The following is an 18,386-nucleotide window of genomic DNA, read 5'->3' on the forward strand; positions in this document are numbered from 1 at the left end:
ATACGAAAATCACCCCCCCAGCCCCCCCTTGAACAAAGGGGGGATTGCCGTTGGCCTTTGTGAACATCAGGAACTTCCCCCCCCTTACTAAGGGGGGGATGGGGGGTGATTTTCCTCACACACTTATATCAATATGATGTTTTTGTTCTGAAGGGTCATTCTTTTCTTTTTCATCTTCTTCCTGCTTTTCTTTGTTGCTCTGCTCTTCATTTTTTTGCCTGTCATATTTTACACTAATATCCACTTTGTCTGAAGGAGCAATATCCTCAATCTTTTTAGTCTTTTTTTCTGATGCTTTCTGGTTTTGATGTTCGAGGCGGGACTGTTCTATCTGTGCATAATGCTGTTGAACCTGTTGAACCTTTTCAACACTTGATATGTTTGTAAGTATCTGGTGTATATTGTTTACGTTCGACATTATAGCTTAAACTGGCTTGTCATGGCCTGAAGCTCAGAGGCGATCTTTGAAAGCTCATGTGCAGCACTGCTTGTCTCACTTACACTGGAGTATGCCTCTTTTGTTACAGTAGATATGCCCTCCATATTCGCCGACACTTCTCCGGCAGCAGCAGACTGTTCTTCTGTAGCTGCTGCTATCTGCTGTATCATATCAGAGACATTTTTAACCATATCAATTATGGCATTAAGGCTCTCACCTGCCTCTGAGGCAAGGCCAACACCTTCTTCAACATCCTTTCTACCGCTATTCATTGAATCTACTGCACCGGATGTCCTTTTCTGAATAACATCTATCTTGGTTTTAATCTCTTTTGTTGCCTTTGTAGTCCTCTCAGCAAGTTTTCTTACCTCATCTGCAACTACAGCAAAACCCTTGCCGTGTACCCCTGCCCTTGCCGCCTCGATAGCGGCATTTAATGCAAGGAGATTTGTCTGATCAGCAATATCATTGATTACCGTTACTATCTCTCCGATCTGATCAGAGCTCTTTCCAAGCTCTCCAATTGTAACAGCAGATTCTTCTACTGACTTTGCAATATTCCTCATCCCCCCTACTGTCTCTGATACTATGTTGCCTCCTTTTACTGCCATATCAGATGCCTTTTTGGAAAAATCGGCTGCCTTACCTGCATTCTTTGCAACCTCTACTACTGTTGCACTCATCTGTTCAATTGCTGAGGCTACCTGTGTAACCTGAATATTCTGATTCTGTGTACCTTTTGAAATCTGCTCCGCTGTGGCAGACAACTGCATGGCAGAAAAACCTACCTTTTGAGTCAATTCAACAACCTTTATTAAAACCGATGATAGTTTATCAACAAACTTATTAAACCCTTGTGATACCTCCCCTATTTCATCGTTACGGTCTGTATCTAATCTACGCCTGAGATCTCCTTCACCGCTTGCAATGTCTTTAAAAACACCTGAGAGCTGCTGCAATGGTTTTATAACTGCATTGATAATCATAAAAGCCATTGCAATGCAAACCAAAACAGCGGCTAATATCATTACATTTATTACCAACCCATTCTTCTTTGCATTTTTACCTATACCATCAATAGCAGTCTTGAACATAGCTTCTTCATTGTTGATGTATGTTTCAAGTTCCTGATTAAGCCTTGATGAAATATTGCTGAATTCTCTTTGTTCATAAGAAAAGCCTCGCAGCTCACCCCCGCCCTGACCCTCCCCCATCAAGGGGGAGGGATATATTTTTGTACCCTGATCCTCCTTTGTCATTTGAAATTGTGAGGATAGAATAAGCTTGGCACCCTGTTTATAAAAATCATTATATAACCTATCAATGCGATCAATTCTATTTAAATGTTCAGGGTTATCATTCTCACTGCCTCTTATCTTAGTTAATAGGGATAAGAAATGCCTGTTCAGTTCATCAGTTTTTGAAAGTCTTCTGCTATCCGACATAGCCGCTGCATTAGAAAACTGTTCACTGATAGATTTGAAGTCTTCCATTAAACTCTTAGAATCCTGCATATTGACATAAGCGGTATTTTTCAGAAAATTGGACTCAAGCAGGGTATTTCTGTTAGAAACGAAAGAATAAATTCCTGTTGCAATCAATAATATTGCAATTATACTGAAACTTAATAGTATCTTATTTTTAATTTTCATTAATACCAGAACTTTTCTTTTTCAGCCTGATAATTATTATAAACAACATCAACCAGATTTTTTAATTTGTCTTCAGAAAGTTTAAGCAATAACGCAGACTCTGAATTAACAATATCAATCTCCTCGATAGGTTTCCTGGTTCCAATCCCCATTTTAAGACACAACAAATCAGCAAGATTTACTATTAGAGATATTTTTCCGGCGTAGAAAGGATACTCTTTTAAAGTCACCATATAACCTTTGTGATGGTATCTTATTGCATTCTCCAGTTCTTCAGACAACTTCCATTTTTTAACTACCAGTGCACCGACCTCAGTATGATTAAAACCGAATAACTGTTCCTCTGCAGTATAAAAAGGTACGCTGTCATTATAATTTTTCTCTATAACCTGCATGTATTTTTCAGGGTCATGATTATTAAGTATCTGCTTTCCAATGTCATGCAAAAGACCGGCTAAGAATGCCTCTTCAGGGTCAGGAGAGTGTATCTCCTTTGCGACTAAGAACGAGGCAGTAGAAACACCTACGGCATGTTCCCACATCATTGCCTCAGTCAGCCCGACCTTTCTGTTTATTGATTTGGTCACAACTGCAAGGACTATATTCCTTATCATGCCGAATCCGAGTATCATGATGGCTGTTGAAAGGGTTCTGATAGTACGCGGAACTCCATAAAAAGGGGAGTTTGCAATCTTAAGTATCCTCGTTGCAAGTGCCTGGTCTACAGATATGGCCTTCTGAAGTTTCTCAGATGTGGTATTAGGGTCGGCAACCATTACCAGTATCTGATGTGCAACATTCGGCATCGGCGGGATCTCACAACTGCTGAGTATAACATCATCTACAGTAGTCATACGAAAATCTCCATAGCCCACCCTCCCCCTAACCCCCTCCCGTCAAGGGAGGGGGAATATTCTATGTACCCTCTCCCCTGGCGGGAGAGCTGCAATTAAATTCCTAACAAATTCCTCCCCCCTCCTTTGCGGGGGGAGGCAGGAGGGGGGCCGGGTGAGGGGGAATTTCTATTATTTTTTATGGCAATTTAAGCAGGTTATCAAGGTTTAAAACTGTAATCAGTCTTTCTTCCTGTTTTCCGACACCGGTAATATAATCAGAACTTTTTGAACTGTCTATTGAAGGACATGGTTCAATAAAATCCCTGTTTAATATAATTACATCAATTACAATATCAACTACCAAGCCTGCTAACCTCCCTCCGGCATCTACAATAATTATCCTCGATGCCTCTGTGATCGAGGTTACGTTTTTTCCCATCCTCTTCCTTAAATCTATTATTGGAATAATCTTCCCTCTGAGATTTACAACTCCGTCTACATAAGAAGGGGCCTTGGGGACTTTAACAGCATCTATTACCCTGATAATCTCCTGTACTCTCATTATATGGATCCCATAATCCTCATTACCGACACGGAAGGTTACTAACTGTAAATTGTTTTCTATAAGGGTTTCTGTTTTCATATAGTTCTAATCTCCTGAATCACAGTTCTAATCTACAAACTCATAATGCATTTACTATCTCTTCAGCCATCTTTCCAAGCGGCACTATCTTATCTACACATCCGCTGTCAATTGCCGCCTTAGGCATCCCGAATATAACTGAGGTTTCCTCATCCTGTGCAAGTGTCCTGCCCTTTGCCTTTCTGACAGCCATAATGCCTTCTTTTCCATCCTGTCCCATCCCTGTCAATATTACACCGAGTGTATGTTCATTATATGCCTCAACAACAGAGGTGATTCCAATGTCAACAGAAGGCATGTGAAGCATAGGCGGCTCTTTACTTAATTTTACACAAACCTCATCCCCAATCCTCCTCCTGACTGTAAGATGAAAACCTCCAGGCGATATCAAAACCAGACCGGGCTTTACTATATCACCCTCCTTTGCCTCTCTAACCTCTATCTGACTTATCTCATTCATCCTCTCTGCAAAGGATGCTGTAAACAAAGGAAGCATGTGCTGAATTAACAATACACCGCAAGGTAAATTTTTAGGCAGCCTCGGTATTACCTCCTGCAGGGACTTTGGGCCTCCTGTAGAGGCACCGATTACAACCACTTTTATTTTACTCCTGCTTTGTGAAGATGGACGTTCTATTGTTGAATATGGTTTAACAGCTCCTGAGGTCTGAGTTATTTTTATCTTTTTTACACCAAGGGCTTTTATCTTTCTGATAAGTTCCTCTTTAATATTAATTATGCCTGCAATATTTCCTGTAATATGTTTTGGAATATAATCCACTGCACCGTATTCAAGTGCCTTGATTGTCTCTTTAGCGCCTTCTTCAGTAAGAGAGCTTATCATTATTACAGGTATTGGGTTCTCTTTCATTATCACTTTCAGGGCCTCAAGCCCTGTCATAACCGGCATTTCTATATCCATTGTAATAATGTCCGGCTGTAATGTCTTAATCTTTTTTAATGCATCTGCGCCATTTATAGCCTCACCTGCCACCTGTATAGCAGGGTCAGCATTCAGCATCCCTACAATTGCCCTCCGCATAAATGCAGAGTCATCCACTACCATTACTTTTATCGGGTTAGTCATCTGAGTAAACCTCTATTTATTAAACTTTTGATAAATTCTGGTGCTGATTTATAAGGGAACCGGGATCTAATATCAGTCCAACCTTGCCGTCCCCTGTAATTGTCGCGCCTGAGATCTCTTTAATATCTGAGAAATATGAACCTACTGATTTAATAACCACCTCTTCCTGATGACACAACTCATCTACAATAATACCTATCCTCTTTTCCGCAATTGCCATAAGGACAACATAAACCAAATCCTTTTTATTCCTGTCCATCTCTATATCCAATACTTCACTCAACCTCACAAGCGGTATCAGGCGGTCTCTGACATTCAATATTTCCTGACCGTCAATTGTCTTAATACAATCCCTCGTAACCCTGACTGTTTCTAAAATACAGGAAAGGGGCAATGCGTATATCTCACCGTTTGTCTTTACCATTAATACCTGAATAATTGCTAGGGTTAAAGGAATCTTCAGATTAATCTTTGTTCCTTTACCGACTTCGGAACTTACATCAATTATTCCATTGATGCGGCCAAGGTTAGTTTTAACCACATCCATTCCAACACCTCTCCCTGAAATGTCGGTAATCTTTTCTGCTGTACTGAACCCAGGTTCAAAAATAAAACTTATGATCTCTTTTGAAGAAAGACGTGTATCTTTTGATGTTATAAGGCCTTTTTCTCTTGCCTTTTTCTCGACAACAACAGGGTCAATCCCTTTTCCGTCATCAGATATCTCTATAACAATATAGTTCCCCTCCTGATATGCACCAAGTGTTATTGTGCCGGTATCAGGTTTACCCTTTTTTATCCTTTCCGACGGGTGTTCAACCCCGTGATCTATCGAATTTCTGACAATATGCACCAAGGGATCAGCAATCTCTTCTATAACTGATTTATCAACTTCAGTCGCTTCACCATAAATTCTTAAATCAATCTTTTTATCAGCCTTTCTTGCAATATCCCGAACCAGCCTTGGGAATTTATTAAACACCTTTCTGATTGGCACCATCCGCATCTTCATAACTGATAATTGAAGGTCAGTTGTAATAAGATTCAGGTTTGATGCTGTTTCAATTAGTGACTTAATTTTATCATCTCCATCATACAATTGCTCTATCTCAGAGAGTATTTTGCTCAGCCTGTTTCTGCTTAGAACCAGTTCTCCGACAAGGTCCATTACCTGATCCAATCTCTCTGTATCAATCCTTAGAGTCTTATCCTTTTCATGATCCCCTGATTTCTCCTCAGTCTCCGGTTTTTGTTTAGATTCGCTTTTGTTTAATATGCCTTGTTCTTCTTTCTCACTTCTAACTTCTTGCTTCTGACTTCTATCTTCTGTTTCTTGCTTCTCACTTCTTGCATCTTCCGTCTGACTTCTTGCTTCTTGCTTCTGACTTTCGACTTCTTCCTTCTTGCTTCTCACTTCTTGCATCTTACTTCTAACTTCTGTTGTCTCTACTGCCTCACTCCCGCTTTTAGCAGTACATGAATATTCCAGCAAAAGTGATAACTTCATTTTAATTGGTTCAATATTTATTAAAGTTCCACCGGAACTCTCTTTTATCTCTTTCATCAGGGACTTTAAGACATCAACTGCCTCAAGGATTATATCAATAGTCTCAGGGGTAGCCTGCATCTCCTTCTGCCGCATTTTATTCAATACATTTTCAGCCTGATGAGCTACATCTACGAGGCGGTTAAATCCGAGGAATCCGGCTGACCCTTTTACACTGTGGACTGCCCTGAATATCTCATTAATTAAGGAAAGGTCTCCGGGAGTCTCTTCAAGTTTTAGAAAAAACTGATCAAGCCCTTCTAACATCTCATCTGTCTCAGCAATAAATTCATTAATCAGTTCCTGCATCTCATCCTGCGGCAGTGAATCTTCCATTATTCCTCCAATGTTTAGACAAAACCGAATTCTTTTAAAATACTCTCAACATCATCCTGTTTTAATGTAGTATTATCCTTAAATTCAATCTGCTGGATATTTTCTTCAACATTATCTTTTGATTTAAGACCAAAGGCTACAATAAGCTGAAGTATCCTCTTTTCAACCTCTTCAATAAGCCCCACAATTACTTTTATCTTCTGACCGGTAAGGTCCTGAAAAGACAGACCGGTTATAATATCCATCATCGCCTCTTTGTTATCCATCACTATTTGTTTAATTTCACCGGCCGCCTTTTTTACATCTCCCCCTTTTTCTAATCCCTCAATGTGATTGAGTATTGAGTCCTGACTATCGAGTACCTGTTCTACCTGCCCCATTACAGTATGCGTAGCTTGTTCTGTAAATTTTGAGATCTCAGATAACTGGAGAGATGCCTCCGGGATTTTATCGGAAACCGAAGCAATATTAGGTTCAACAGCCTGTAGTTTCTTAATAGTAGAATTAATATATTTTGCCAACTCTCCTATCTGACCATACAGGTTCTCGTTTAACTCCTGATGAAAATCGCCCTCAGCCATTGCCTTAGTCACTTCAACTATCTTATTAATTACATCATTATTTTGAACATCATTATTTTGGACTTCGTGCACAATATTATCCTGATGAGGTCGGTTAATTTCTTCTGGGGAGAACTGCGGTTGTTCAGAGAATATGGAGAAAGATTCTTTAAATAATCTTGGAAGGTCAAGGACAATAATGAGCTGTTTGTTATTCCTTATAATACCGCAGATATACTCTGAATTAAGGCTCCTGAATACAGACGGCGGTTTTTCAAGGCTTTCTATTGATGTACGGATTACCTCTGAGACGCCATCAACAAGAATGCCTATTTTATCTCCATTAAATCCGACAATGATAATCCTTGTGTCTTTGGAAATATCCTGATTCTGTATCCCAAGCTTATCTGCAAGATTGACGACAGGTATCACAGCCCCCCTCAAATCTATTACACCAAGAAAATGAGGCGGCATATCAGGTATCCTGTTAATATGTTCAAACCTGTTTATCTCATGAATATCCGATATCTCAATTGCAAACTTATCTTCACCGACAGTAAAACTTACAAGCTGTTTAATATTTCCATTCTCCTTCTGGGCCTGCATGATTTGGATCCTCCGGTAAGTTATCGCTTATCAAATATCTTTTCTATCTTGTCTTTTAATGTATCAGCAGTAAACGGTTTAACAACATAATTATTGACGCCTGCCTGAATAGCCTCAAGCACATTTTCTTTCTTTGCCTCTGCTGTTACCATAAGTACAGGCATATTATTAATTACACTATCAGAACGAATAGCTTTGAGGAGATCTAGTCCGGTCATATTCGGCATATTCCAGTCGGAAACAACCATATCAAACTTCTCCTGCTTTAATTTTAGTAATGCATTGTTACCGTCTTCTGCCTCGTCAATATTTGAAAAACCTATCTGTTTCAGAATGTTTTTAACTATCCGGCGCATAGTAGAGAAATCATCTACCACCAATATCTTCATCTTTAGGTCCAGCATAATTACCCTCCCTTAGCTCTTTCTAAGATCATATTTATCTCACTTACAAGTTTCTCCTTGGAAACAGGTTTATTCAGGAATGCTGATGCACCGTTATCTAAACCTTTGGCCCTGCTTACGTCATCAATCTCTGTTGTCAATATTATAAGCGGTACATCCGGGATTGTTGAATTTGTACGAATCCATTTAGTAAATTCAATCCCATCCATCTGAGGCATGTTTAAATCTGTAATTATAAAGTCTACCTCTGTGTTCATCAGCTTCTCCACAGCATCAACTCCATTTGCCGCCATTACAGTCTTAAACCCCGCACTCTTTAGATAAAGCGAGATAATACTTCTTGTGGTCCTGCAATCGTCTACAATTAATATATTTTTTTCCATAGTTTTACTTTTGATATACCAGTAAATTGTTAATATTAACCAGCTTAAAGGCCCTTGAGATATTAAATAACGATTCTGCATGCCCTATGAACAAATATCCCCCGGGCAACAATGAATCGTAGATACTATTAACAACCTTCTTTTTAGATGCTTCATCAAAATAGATAAGGACATTTCTGCAGAACACAATGTGCATTCCCTTGAATACACGCAGTTTCATGCTATCAAACAAATTTACATTACTGAACTTTACCAGCTTCTTGACCTCCGGTTTGATGCTGTATTTTCCATTGCCGTTTTTACTGAAATATTTAGCCAGATACTGTGGAGGAACATTGCGAATAGAATAATCATTGTAATCTCCTCTTCTTGCAGAATTTAAGACCCCTTCGCTTATGTCGGTTGCATGTATCTCAATATCCCAATCGGAACTTAAACCGGTTTGAACCCGGTTTAATGTCTGCATCGCCATTGTATAAGGTTCTTCACCCGTAGAACATGCAGCGCTCCAGAGTCTAAGTTTTTTTACTCCGTTGCCCTCAATCTGTTTAATCAGTTTTGTTAAGATGCCGACCTCAAACACCTGCAATTGATTCATATCCCTGAAGAAACTGGTCTCATTAGTCGTTATAATCTCAAATAGTACTGAAAGCTCCTGTTCCCTTTTAGGGTCACTCCTTAGAAAATCAACATACTTCTCAAAACTCTCAAATCCAGCGTCATCTACCCTCCTTACGAGCCTTGTCTCAAGCACATATTTTTTGTTGTCAGGGAAAAATATGCCGCTCTTTTGATATATAAGATCTCTTAAGGCAACAAACACCTTCTCACTCATTTGAATATTCTTAGTTGCTATCATATTATTTTTTACCTGATATCATGGAGATTGCTTCCTTTGCAGAGTTTCCTATAAAAGTGTCTCCGCTGCCGGACAGTTCCATTAAATACGGGATTGCCTTTTTTGCATTGAGTGAAACAAGCCCTTCGATGCTCTTCGTTATGATACGGCTATTTCTATCGGACAGAAGTGATATTAAAAGATCAACAGAACGATCCTCTGAATATTTTGCCGCCAGCTTTGCTGTTACCATCCTGACCTCATCCTTCTCATCTGAGACTCCGGCAATGAGTCCGTCAAATAATCCTTTACTATTTAACATGCACATAGCCTCAAGACACGCCTTTCTTACACGCCAGTTTTCATCATTAATCAGGGATTCTATATATTCTGATGCACTTTGATTACCTGAAACAGCCAGTGCATTTATTATTATCTCCCTTACAAAGGATTTCTCTGATGTCAGGTATGAAATAAAACCTTGTAAAATTGACGGTATATTATTTTTATTATTTATTGCTGTCAGGGCATTTACAATTTCTTCGACAACATCATGATATTCTTCCATGCCGATCCGTTTCATCAGTATGTCTGTTGAATCCGGTGATGCTATAAGACCCAGCCCTCTTGCTGCTGCAGCGCGGATGTGACCTTCATCAAAAGAAACCATATCATGTAAGAATTTTATTGATTCCTTTCCGCCTATCCCTGCTAATGCAGAAATAATTTCAATCTTGATATCACGGTCTGCCCTTTCAAATATCTCTATAATATTAGGAACAGATTTTAATGATTTGATAATACCAAGTGCACGTAACGAAACCATAACCCCTGTATTACTCTCATTCTTTAATGCATGAATCAGTATGTCCTCATCATTTAACCCCTTTAATGCCTCAACTGATATGTCAACCAATTCTATATTTTCAGGATCTACATCAGACACCAATTTAAGTATGTATGTAGAACTATCGGATGTGTTCAATTTTGAGAGTGCCTGAATAAAATCGAATTTATGAACCAGGTCTGAAACTTCATTATGTTTTACAATATCAACTATATATTTTATCAGGCGGTCTTTACCAATCTTTTCTGTAACCTTTTCTATATTTCCGTGTGTAATCTTTATAATGTTTTCAATTGCGGATTTGATGGCATCAAGCTGGATAGAATCAATTCCCGAAATCAGTGCAATTGCTGCATCTTCAGAACCTATCTGTCCCAGAGCCTCTATAGCAGTTATCTGTAAATCAACATCCGATGATTTTATAAATTCCAGTAAAGGCATTATTGCCCTGCTGTCTCCTATTTTACCAAGTGCCCCTGCTGCAAAAAATGCTACCCATGCCTCATCATTAAGTAATGTAATAAGATGACTCACTGCTGTTGAATCTCCTACCCTTCCCAGCCCTTCTGCTGCTGAGCTTCTAACATTGCTGTTGTGGTCATTCAGCATTTCAAGCAGAATTGAACCGGCCTCCGGAACATTTAACTTTCCGAGAATATCTGCAATCATCTTCCTTACATTCTCATCCTTATCTTTAATATGCAGCCCTATAAGCCTTACTCCGGCAGCACCAATCTTCTCCAATATCTCTTGTGCTATATTCCGTACATTTACACGACTGTCAAACAATAAAGGGAGAACGTTATAAACAGCAGCCTCGTCATCATAAGCAATCAAGGCATCCATCGCAGCCTGCTGAATACCAATATCTTCATCCTGTAATGACTTGACCAGAGGATATAATATCCTCCCGTCTATAATCCCTGAGAGGGCTTCAATAGCCTCTCTCCGGATTGAACTATCTTCATCATTCATTTGTTCTAAATATTGTGTTATATCTGTATCTGTTATCATTGTCATGGCACTTGAATTATCGGATTTGCATATCAGTTCTTTAATATAAAACCTACTATTTTCTCTTATTTTGTAACACAGCAATCTTCATTACAACAGGATCAATTTTATGGAAATTCAAAATCCGGTTTAACAGTAGAGACTGAACAGTTTCACCCTTTGACATCAGCAGGAGTCCCCTTTTAGTCTTTATATCAGAGGCAAGCACCATCCCCTCTCTAAGTTCAGTAATATCAATCTCAATAATGTTACTCTCTATGCTTTCGTGTCTTACATCATGAAGCAGTCCGGCAAACTTAGTTACGAGAACAGGGTCAAACCTGCTCCCTGCGCTGTTATCAAGGAGATGTATAACACGGTCAACTGATAATCGTTCGTTTGTATCCCGGGGATTTACCATTGAATCAAAATAATCAGTGATAGCGATTATCCTGGCACCAACCGGAATATCGCCGCCTTTAAGATTATCAGGGAATCCATGGCCGTCGTAACTTTCATGATGATGTCTGATCAAAATCCCCACTGGATTGAGTTTTATTATATGCTGTAGTGCAGACTGCCCAAGTATGGGATGCTGGGACACAAGAGTTTTTTCAACATTATCAAGTTCATTCTCTCTCTTCTTTAACATCTTCTCAGGGAAACCGAGTGTCCCGATATCCTGGAGAAGTGAGGCTACCTCTATATTAAACACTTCCTCCGAAGACAGCCCGGCCTTTTCTGCAAGCCTGCGTGATAATGCAGCAACACGTTTTGAATGACCCCCAAGATACGGGCTTTTAAGTTCTATCATTCCTATAAATACCTTAACGAAATCGTAGAAGCTCTTCTCCAGATCTTTATACAGGAACTCTACCTCTTGTGTACGTTCAAGTACCTTCTGCTCAAGATTTGAATTCAGGTCTTTTAGTTGAATGTTTTGTTTTTGTGTCAATGCATGAAGTTCTTTATTCTCCTGAACTAATTCATAATGTCGTATGGCATCCCTGAGTATAAGTTTTATCTCTTCATCATTCCACGGTTTTGTGATAAACCTATATACCTGACCGGCGTTTATGGCGGCTACTACTGACTTCATGTCTGCATAGCCTGTAAGCATCATCCTCATGGTCTCCGGCGACCTTCTTCTAACCTCTGTGAGAAATTCAACCCCTTCCATACCTGGCATCCTGTGGTCTGAGACAACCAGCGACACTCTCTCCCTGTCAACAATAGAGAGTCCTGCCTCACCGCCGGGCGCTGTTAATACCCTGTAGCCTTCTTTTCTGAGTGTCCTGTTCAGTGCATTCAGGATATTCTCTTCATCATCTACAAGCAGGATTGTATGTCTTGGCAATATGTCTTCGTTCATCCGAAAATCCCTTCCGGCGGGGTAAGAAAGTCCCGCCTATCCATTTCTACGAGGATAGGCGGGACTTTCCTGTCCCGCTGATTTTCATGGCCCTTTGTGAACCCTTGGCTCATGAGGGTTCATCCTAAAATAACCCCATCCCCACCCTAACCCTCCCCTTGAAGGGGAGGGAATTTTGATGTTATACCTAACCCCCTCCCTTGTTTCCAAATTTTGGAGGGGGAATATTCTCGCTTCTAACTTCTTACTTCTCGCCTCTTGCTTCTACCTTCAGTCTTCAGCCTTCAGCCTTTCTCCTCCCCCAGCATCTCCAGAAATACATCTATTATCTCAGGGTCAAATTTCTTACCCCGCTCGTTCTTCAGGATTTTCATAATCTCATCAGGTTTCAGCGGGGGCCTGTATGGCCTGTAGCTTGTCAGGGAATCATACGCATCAACAAGATGAACTATCCTTGATAAAAGCGGGATATCTTTCCCCTTCAATCCATCCGGATACCCGCTGCCGTCATAGTTCTCATGATGAGACTTTACTATCTCTGATATAGATTCATACCCTTTAAGAAAAGATAATACCTTTCCGCCTATTGATGGATGTTTCTGAACCTCTTTCCATTCTTCAGGAGTAAGGGCAGCAGCCTTATTCAGGATGCAGGAGTCTATACCGACATTCCCTATGTCATGAAGCCTGATGGCAATATTAAGATTCTTTATGTCATTGTCATCCAACCCCAGCCTTTTCCCAACCTCCCTGCCGATACTCGAAGCATTATCAATATTACCCGGTAACTCAGAGCCCTTTGTCTTTGACAGATAAATCAGCATTTCAATTGTACTGATAATACTCTCCTGTATCTCATCCATTTTCTCTGAAAGCAACTGATTTACATTTTTCAGTATCTCATTCCTTCTTTTGACATCTTCTATCAGCCTGGCGTTCGTATTTTCAAGTTCTGACCTTTCCAACGCATGCCTGACTTCAAGCTTTAACAGGTCATCATCCCATGGCTTTGTAAGAAACTTGAATATCCCTCCATTATTGATAGCGGAAATAATTACAGAGCTTTCAGCGTAACCGCTCAATATTATCCTGATTGCATCCGGTTGGATATTCATTGCCTCGTGCATAAATGCAACCCCATCCATCTCAGGCATACGGTAGTCGGACAATATAAGGTGAACCTTATTATCTTTAAGTATATTCAATGCCTCTACCGGATTGTCGGATTTTAATATATCGTATCCTTCCTTCCTGAAGACCCTGTAAAGCGAGCTTAATATACTTGTCTCATCATCAACAAATAGAAGAGTATAGGAACCCATATTTTATGCTGCCCTCACCAATCATTTAATTAAGCGTTTTAGATTTTCACATTCAGGATGAATGTAAATCCTGAATGTTGTACCTTTCCCGACTTCACTTTCAACTTTAATCTCCCCGCAATGTTTCTGTACAATTGCATAAGTAACAGCGAGCCCAAGCCCTGTACCTTTACCAACCGGCTTTGTTGTAAAAAAAGGTTCAAATATCCTCGACAAATTATCAGGCGGGATACCCTCCCCTGTATCACTTACCTCTACAACTACAAACCCATCTTCAAACATGGTATTAACCTTTATCGTTCCTTTTTCCTTAATCGCATGTGCCGCATTAACGAGCAGGTTCATAAAGACCTGATTCAACTGCTGTGAATAACACAACACCTCCGGCACTTCTCCATATACAGTTATAACCTCTGCCTTATACTTAAGCTCATTCCATACTATATTAAGCGTACTCTCAAGCCCTTTATTGATATTTGCATATTCAGGTTTATCTGAGCCTGTATGTGAGAACTCTCTCAAATCCTTTACAATCTTTGTAATACGCTTAACCCCATCTGTGGTTTCATGAATGATCTGGTCTAAATCATTCAGAAGGAACGGTAGGTCTATTGCCTGCTTTTCATCCTCTACCCTCTTAATCTTTTCCTGAATATCTTTGTCAGCCACCTTCTCACATGACTTCACTACCTCTTCATATTCTGTGATTATCGCCTTTATATCTTTAAGATATTCCTCCATTGTCTTTACATTGCTTGAAACAAAACCTGTGGGATTATTTATCTCATGTGCAATACCGGCGGCAAGCTGACCTATTGAGGCCATCTTCTCACTCTGTACAAGCTGCCCCTGTATCTGCTGAAGTTCTTTAAATGCCTTCTCACTCTTATCTTTTGCTATTTGAAGCTCATCTGTACGCATCCTGACATGCTCTTCCAATTCTTCATTCGCCACCATAAGTTCTGTAATAAGCTGATGAACATCCTTCATGTCCCTTGCCACCCATACCATTGCCTCGATCCTATTATCAGCATCCCTCTCTACCGTGCCGTTTAAAACCACTGGAAACTTCTCTCCATTTTTACACACCATATACAGACCGCAATTCCTTATCCTTCCGTAAGATAAAATATCCTTGATAAGCCCGAAGAATCTCATCTCACTGTCATCAAACAGTCTTCCTACCGTAATCCCCCTTATCTCCTCAATATTATATCCAAGAACGTCCAGTACAACCTGATTGGCATATCTTATAGTTGCATCCGGATTAGTTATGATAAGAAGGTCAACCATATTTCTTAGTACGTTTTCAAAGAATTTCGGTTTATAAATAACATCACTATCTGTTTGCGGCATCTTATTTTATCCCCTTGTCTTGCATAAAATATCAGACATCATCTTTGCTGCATTAATAAAATCATCCCCCTTTGAGAAAAATCCATTTACTCCAATCTGTTCAGCCTCTTTTTTCTTTTCTTCTGTTGAGTATGCTGTAATCATAATTACAGGAATATCCTGAAATTCCATTCGAATCTTCCGCAGGGTTGTCACACCATCCATTTCCGGCATCTGCATATCAAGAAACACAACATCCGGCAAATTTTCTCCCATAGCATTTAAACCTTCCTCACCTGACCCGGCGATTCTGACGGAATAACCATGTGCCATAAGCCAGAACCCCATCATCTCAGAATAATCAGCCTCATCATCAATCAACAGGATATTAATTGCCATCTGCAAACCCCAGTCTTTGCCATAGGCCTTTTTTCTGTACATGCGTTGGTTTCTCTTCATACACTGCAACAAGATTTCTCATCTCAACTTCTGTATACAGAGGGAGCGAAAAAGTAAATTTACTCCCAATCCCCAATTGACTCTCTACCCAAATCTTTCCTCCATGAATCTCTACAAGTGATTTAACAATAGAAAGACCTAAACCGCTCCCCTTAATATCCGTAGAATCTTTATTCCCTGCCTGCTCAAATTTCTCAAAAATTCTGTCAATATCCTCTATTGCTATACCTCGTCCGTTATCTATGACAGAAACCTTCAGAAATTTATTCATTTCTTCTTTTAGCTTTACATTGCTGACATTAATACTTACCCTTCCCCCCCTGCCTGTAAACTTGACTGCATTGCCGACAAGATTAGTGAGTATCTGTACAACCCTGTCTGAATCAGCATAAACAGAGGGTAAGGATTCAGGTGAAACAACAGTAAGCTCTATCCCCTGATGAGATGCCCACGGTGATAAACTCTGGACTACATCATTAACTACTGCACGGATATCCATAGCAGCCTGATGAACTGATAGCTTTCCTGACTCAATCTTATCCATATCAAGCAGGTCATTGATAAACTTAGAGAGCCTCTCTATATTACGCTTCATAAGATGCAACATCTTCTCCTGCTGTTCATTTACAGCACCGGAGGTTTTATCAACCATAAGAGATAACGCCTGTTTAATTGCCACAAGCGGTGTCCTTAATTCATGCGTTACATGGGATACAAAATCCTTCTTTAGTCTGTCCAATTCCTTCTGTTTGGTTATATCAGTAAGAACCGAGATCATTCCCACAACCTTGCCGGCCGGATTATGGACAAGGGCTGTGCTTGATTTAAGTACATGCCCTGTATCATCAACTGCCTTTAACTCCACCTCCTTTTCCATACCTTCCTTCATAGCAGATGATAAATCTTTTGAGAGTGCCAGCAGATGTCCTTCGCCGATCCCTTCTGTAATATGTTTTCCTGCTTTATCTTTAAGGGTTTTCCCGAAAATTGCCTCAGCAGTTTCATTCATCATAAGAATCCTGCCGCTGTCATCAACCATTATCATACCGTCAGCCACATGGGACAGAACCATCTCCGTACGTTCCTTGTCATAAGTTATCTGTCTCTTTTCAGCCTCAAGCGTCATTGTTGCTGCTTTAACCTTCTCTTCGATCTCATATTCAAGCTGTTTCAAAATGATAGAAAAAATCTTTTTCCGGTCTTCAGGGGACTTCACAACCTTACTGATAATCTTCATTATGGACGATTCAAGACTGCCTTTATTCAGGCCATCCACCCATGTGCAATCTTCAATCCCGGATTCACCGGAGTTGCCGGAGTTAGATGATATGACTTCCCCCTCCTTAACCTTAGCGTAATAAACATTATTTACCTTTATGTGAATAACCCCATTATCAGAAAGAAACCTGACTGTATCAGGCTGTCTTGTTGTAAGCGAAGTGCACATCAGCCTTAACTCATCAACAGAAACACCTGTTTCTATTGTAATGCCTGCAATGCCTGCCTTTTCCAATAATTCAATAAACTCATGTTCTTTCAGGCCGGGATCTTCAACAGAATAATCCCCTACAATAAGCCTGTGTTCAGCAACACCTATTGTTAATTCAGGATTGGCTGAAAGATATTCATTGATGTTATTGATTGTAGACGATAATGCCTGGCCGACTGCCGGATGGTTATTGGAATAGAGATTCATCAACCCAATCAGTTTGCCGATTGACCTGGTTAAGATTGCCGGTTCAGTCATCCGTTTGTTTCCTGTAATTTCCCCTTGAGCCTGAGCATGGCCTGCGTATGGAGCTGGGAGACGCGCGACTCAGTTACCTCAAGGGCAGCGCCAATCTCTTTCATAGTAAGTTCATTATAATAGTACATGGAGATTACCTTTCGCTCTTTTTCAGGAAGTTTTTCTATAGCGATGACAAGCGATTTCTTTGTATCCTTTTTGAGGAGAAGCGATAATGGGTCACGGCCTTCTGCAGCTCCTATATATTCAAACACGTCCCTGTCATTATCAAGATTAACCCCTAAATCCTCTATGCTGATCATCGAAGATGCATGTGCCTGTGTAAGAAAGTCCTGATATTCAGCAATTGACATATTTAACTGAGATGATATCTCTTCTTCAGATGGCGGCCTGCCGAGCCTCTTTTCCAATTCAAGAATAGTCTTGTACAGTAATCCTGATTTCTCTTTAACTGACCTCGGTACCCAGTCCATTGCACGTATCTCATCCAGCATCGCTCCCCTAATCCTGAATTCTGCATAAGTCTTAAACAGTGTCTCTTTCCCGGGGTCGTATTTATCCATAGCATCCATGAGACCAATAATGCCCGCACTCATAAGGTCATCTATGTCAATATCAGGTTGTAGCCTGTATGAGAGCCTGTAGGCCATATATTTTATCTTTGGCCCGTATTCCTGAATCAGCTTATCCCTGGTCGCCGGATCAATAATCCCTTTCTTAATCTTTCCAGCCTTCTTCTTGTACTGCTCTATCTTATTCAGTGTCTTTTCCATGACATCACTCCTTTTGTTTTAGAGGACGTTAATCATCCCCTTATTCATCCGAAAATCAACCCCATCCCCACCCTAACCCTCCCCTTGAAGGGGAGGGAATAAACTAAGTACCCTCTCCCTCAGGGAGAGGGTCCGGGTGAGGGTGGGGTTTTCATTGTCCTTTGTGAACCCTCGGTTCATGTCTTTCCTGCTTACGGCTACCTGCTCA

17 protein-coding genes are annotated in these 18,386 nt (G+C 40.3%); all 17 read right to left on the reverse strand.

Features of this window, described 5'->3' with window-relative positions; translation table 11 throughout:
- Positions 1–115 precede the first annotated feature (115 nt).
- The 17 genes from HZA08_12760 to HZA08_12840 all read right to left on the reverse strand — a co-directional run bounded on the left by HZA08_12760 (position 116) and on the right by HZA08_12840 (position 18,178).
- On the reverse strand, positions 116–418 hold the full coding sequence (locus HZA08_12760) for a hypothetical protein (protein MBI5194293.1): 303 nt from the start codon (positions 416–418) through the stop codon (positions 116–118).
- Positions 418–2,091, reverse strand: a complete 1,674-nt coding sequence (locus tag HZA08_12765) for a methyl-accepting chemotaxis protein (GenBank protein MBI5194294.1) — start codon at positions 2,089–2,091, stop codon at positions 418–420. The genes HZA08_12760 and HZA08_12765 overlap by 1 nt, the downstream gene beginning before the upstream one ends.
- Positions 2,091–2,966 carry an HDOD domain-containing protein gene (locus tag HZA08_12770; protein MBI5194295.1) on the reverse strand — a complete coding sequence of 292 codons (876 nt, stop codon included), beginning with the start codon at positions 2,964–2,966 and terminating at the stop codon, positions 2,091–2,093. The genes HZA08_12765 and HZA08_12770 overlap by 1 nt, the downstream gene beginning before the upstream one ends.
- A gap of 157 nt (positions 2,967–3,123) precedes the next feature.
- Positions 3,124–3,570: a chemotaxis protein CheW gene (locus tag HZA08_12775; protein ID MBI5194296.1), complete on the reverse strand. Its 447-nt coding sequence runs from the start codon at positions 3,568–3,570 to the stop codon at positions 3,124–3,126.
- 40 nt (positions 3,571–3,610) lie between these two features.
- Positions 3,611–4,657, reverse strand: a complete 1,047-nt coding sequence (locus tag HZA08_12780) for a chemotaxis response regulator protein-glutamate methylesterase (GenBank protein ID MBI5194297.1) — start codon at positions 4,655–4,657, stop codon at positions 3,611–3,613.
- Between the two features lie 19 nt (positions 4,658–4,676).
- Entirely contained in the window at positions 4,677–6,539 is a 1,863-nt protein-coding gene (locus tag HZA08_12785) for a chemotaxis protein CheA (protein ID MBI5194298.1), read from the reverse strand.
- Between the two features lie 14 nt (positions 6,540–6,553).
- On the reverse strand, positions 6,554–7,705 hold the full coding sequence (locus tag HZA08_12790; protein ID MBI5194299.1) for a protein phosphatase CheZ: 1,152 nt from the start codon (positions 7,703–7,705) through the stop codon (positions 6,554–6,556).
- 20 nt (positions 7,706–7,725) lie between these two features.
- Complete coding sequence (cheY, locus tag HZA08_12795; protein MBI5194300.1) at positions 7,726–8,094, reverse strand: chemotaxis response regulator CheY; 369 nt, start codon at positions 8,092–8,094, stop codon at positions 7,726–7,728.
- A 17-nt stretch (positions 8,095–8,111) separates the two neighbouring features.
- Positions 8,112–8,492, reverse strand: coding sequence for a response regulator (locus HZA08_12800; GenBank protein MBI5194301.1), 381 nt, complete (start codon positions 8,490–8,492; stop codon positions 8,112–8,114).
- 4 nt (positions 8,493–8,496) lie between these two features.
- Positions 8,497–9,351: a protein-glutamate O-methyltransferase CheR gene (locus tag HZA08_12805; protein MBI5194302.1), complete on the reverse strand. Its 855-nt coding sequence runs from the start codon at positions 9,349–9,351 to the stop codon at positions 8,497–8,499.
- Between the two features lies 1 nt (position 9,352).
- The gene (locus tag HZA08_12810; GenBank protein MBI5194303.1) at positions 9,353–11,197 is read right to left on the reverse strand and encodes a HEAT repeat domain-containing protein; all 1,845 of its coding nucleotides are present in this window, start codon (positions 11,195–11,197) and stop codon (positions 9,353–9,355) included.
- 49 nt (positions 11,198–11,246) lie between these two features.
- Entirely contained in the window at positions 11,247–12,542 is a 1,296-nt protein-coding gene (locus HZA08_12815) for a response regulator (GenBank protein ID MBI5194304.1), read from the reverse strand.
- A gap of 284 nt (positions 12,543–12,826) precedes the next feature.
- Positions 12,827–13,864: a response regulator gene (locus HZA08_12820; protein ID MBI5194305.1), complete on the reverse strand. Its 1,038-nt coding sequence runs from the start codon at positions 13,862–13,864 to the stop codon at positions 12,827–12,829.
- 21 nt (positions 13,865–13,885) lie between these two features.
- Positions 13,886–15,220, reverse strand: a complete 1,335-nt coding sequence (locus HZA08_12825; GenBank protein MBI5194306.1) for a PAS domain-containing protein — start codon at positions 15,218–15,220, stop codon at positions 13,886–13,888.
- Positions 15,221–15,226: 6 nt separating this feature from the next.
- Complete coding sequence (locus HZA08_12830) at positions 15,227–15,640, reverse strand: response regulator (GenBank protein ID MBI5194307.1); 414 nt, start codon at positions 15,638–15,640, stop codon at positions 15,227–15,229.
- Positions 15,588–17,405 (reverse strand): PAS domain S-box protein, encoded by a 1,818-nt coding sequence (locus HZA08_12835; protein MBI5194308.1) that lies wholly within the window; start codon positions 17,403–17,405, stop codon positions 15,588–15,590. The genes HZA08_12830 and HZA08_12835 overlap by 53 nt, the downstream gene beginning before the upstream one ends.
- On the reverse strand, positions 17,402–18,178 hold the full coding sequence (locus HZA08_12840) for a FliA/WhiG family RNA polymerase sigma factor (protein ID MBI5194309.1): 777 nt from the start codon (positions 18,176–18,178) through the stop codon (positions 17,402–17,404). Before HZA08_12840 ends, HZA08_12835 begins: the two co-directional genes overlap by 4 nt.
- Positions 18,179–18,386: the final 208 nt, after the last annotated feature.

Source organism: Nitrospirota bacterium (assembly GCA_016212215.1).
In the GTDB taxonomy this organism is placed as follows: Bacteria; Nitrospirota; 9FT-COMBO-42-15; order HDB-SIOI813; family HDB-SIOI813; genus JACRGV01.

Coding starts and splice junctions, on each gene's coding strand:
- HZA08_12815 (MBI5194304.1), bottom strand. CDS start 12,542: ATGAACGAAGACATATTGCCAAGACATACAATCCTGCTTGTAGATGAT.
- HZA08_12830 (MBI5194307.1), bottom strand. CDS start 15,640: ATGTACAGAAAAAAGGCCTATGGCAAAGACTGGGGTTTGCAGATGGCA.
- HZA08_12790 (MBI5194299.1), bottom strand. CDS start 7,705: ATGCAGGCCCAGAAGGAGAATGGAAATATTAAACAGCTTGTAAGTTTT.
- HZA08_12810 (MBI5194303.1), bottom strand. CDS start 11,197: ATGACAATGATAACAGATACAGATATAACACAATATTTAGAACAAATG.
- HZA08_12820 (MBI5194305.1), bottom strand. CDS start 13,864: ATGGGTTCCTATACTCTTCTATTTGTTGATGATGAGACAAGTATATTA.
- HZA08_12835 (MBI5194308.1), bottom strand. CDS start 17,405: ATGACTGAACCGGCAATCTTAACCAGGTCAATCGGCAAACTGATTGGG.
- cheY (MBI5194300.1), bottom strand. CDS start 8,094: ATGAAGATATTGGTGGTAGATGATTTCTCTACTATGCGCCGGATAGTT.
- HZA08_12760 (MBI5194293.1), bottom strand. CDS start 418: ATGTCGAACGTAAACAATATACACCAGATACTTACAAACATATCAAGT.
- HZA08_12785 (MBI5194298.1), bottom strand. CDS start 6,539: ATGGAAGATTCACTGCCGCAGGATGAGATGCAGGAACTGATTAATGAA.
- HZA08_12780 (MBI5194297.1), bottom strand. CDS start 4,657: ATGACTAACCCGATAAAAGTAATGGTAGTGGATGACTCTGCATTTATG.
- HZA08_12800 (MBI5194301.1), bottom strand. CDS start 8,492: ATGGAAAAAAATATATTAATTGTAGACGATTGCAGGACCACAAGAAGT.
- HZA08_12765 (MBI5194294.1), bottom strand. CDS start 2,091: ATGAAAATTAAAAATAAGATACTATTAAGTTTCAGTATAATTGCAATA.
- HZA08_12825 (MBI5194306.1), bottom strand. CDS start 15,220: ATGCCGCAAACAGATAGTGATGTTATTTATAAACCGAAATTCTTTGAA.
- HZA08_12775 (MBI5194296.1), bottom strand. CDS start 3,570: ATGAAAACAGAAACCCTTATAGAAAACAATTTACAGTTAGTAACCTTC.
- HZA08_12840 (MBI5194309.1), bottom strand. CDS start 18,178: ATGGAAAAGACACTGAATAAGATAGAGCAGTACAAGAAGAAGGCTGGA.
- HZA08_12805 (MBI5194302.1), bottom strand. CDS start 9,351: ATGATAGCAACTAAGAATATTCAAATGAGTGAGAAGGTGTTTGTTGCC.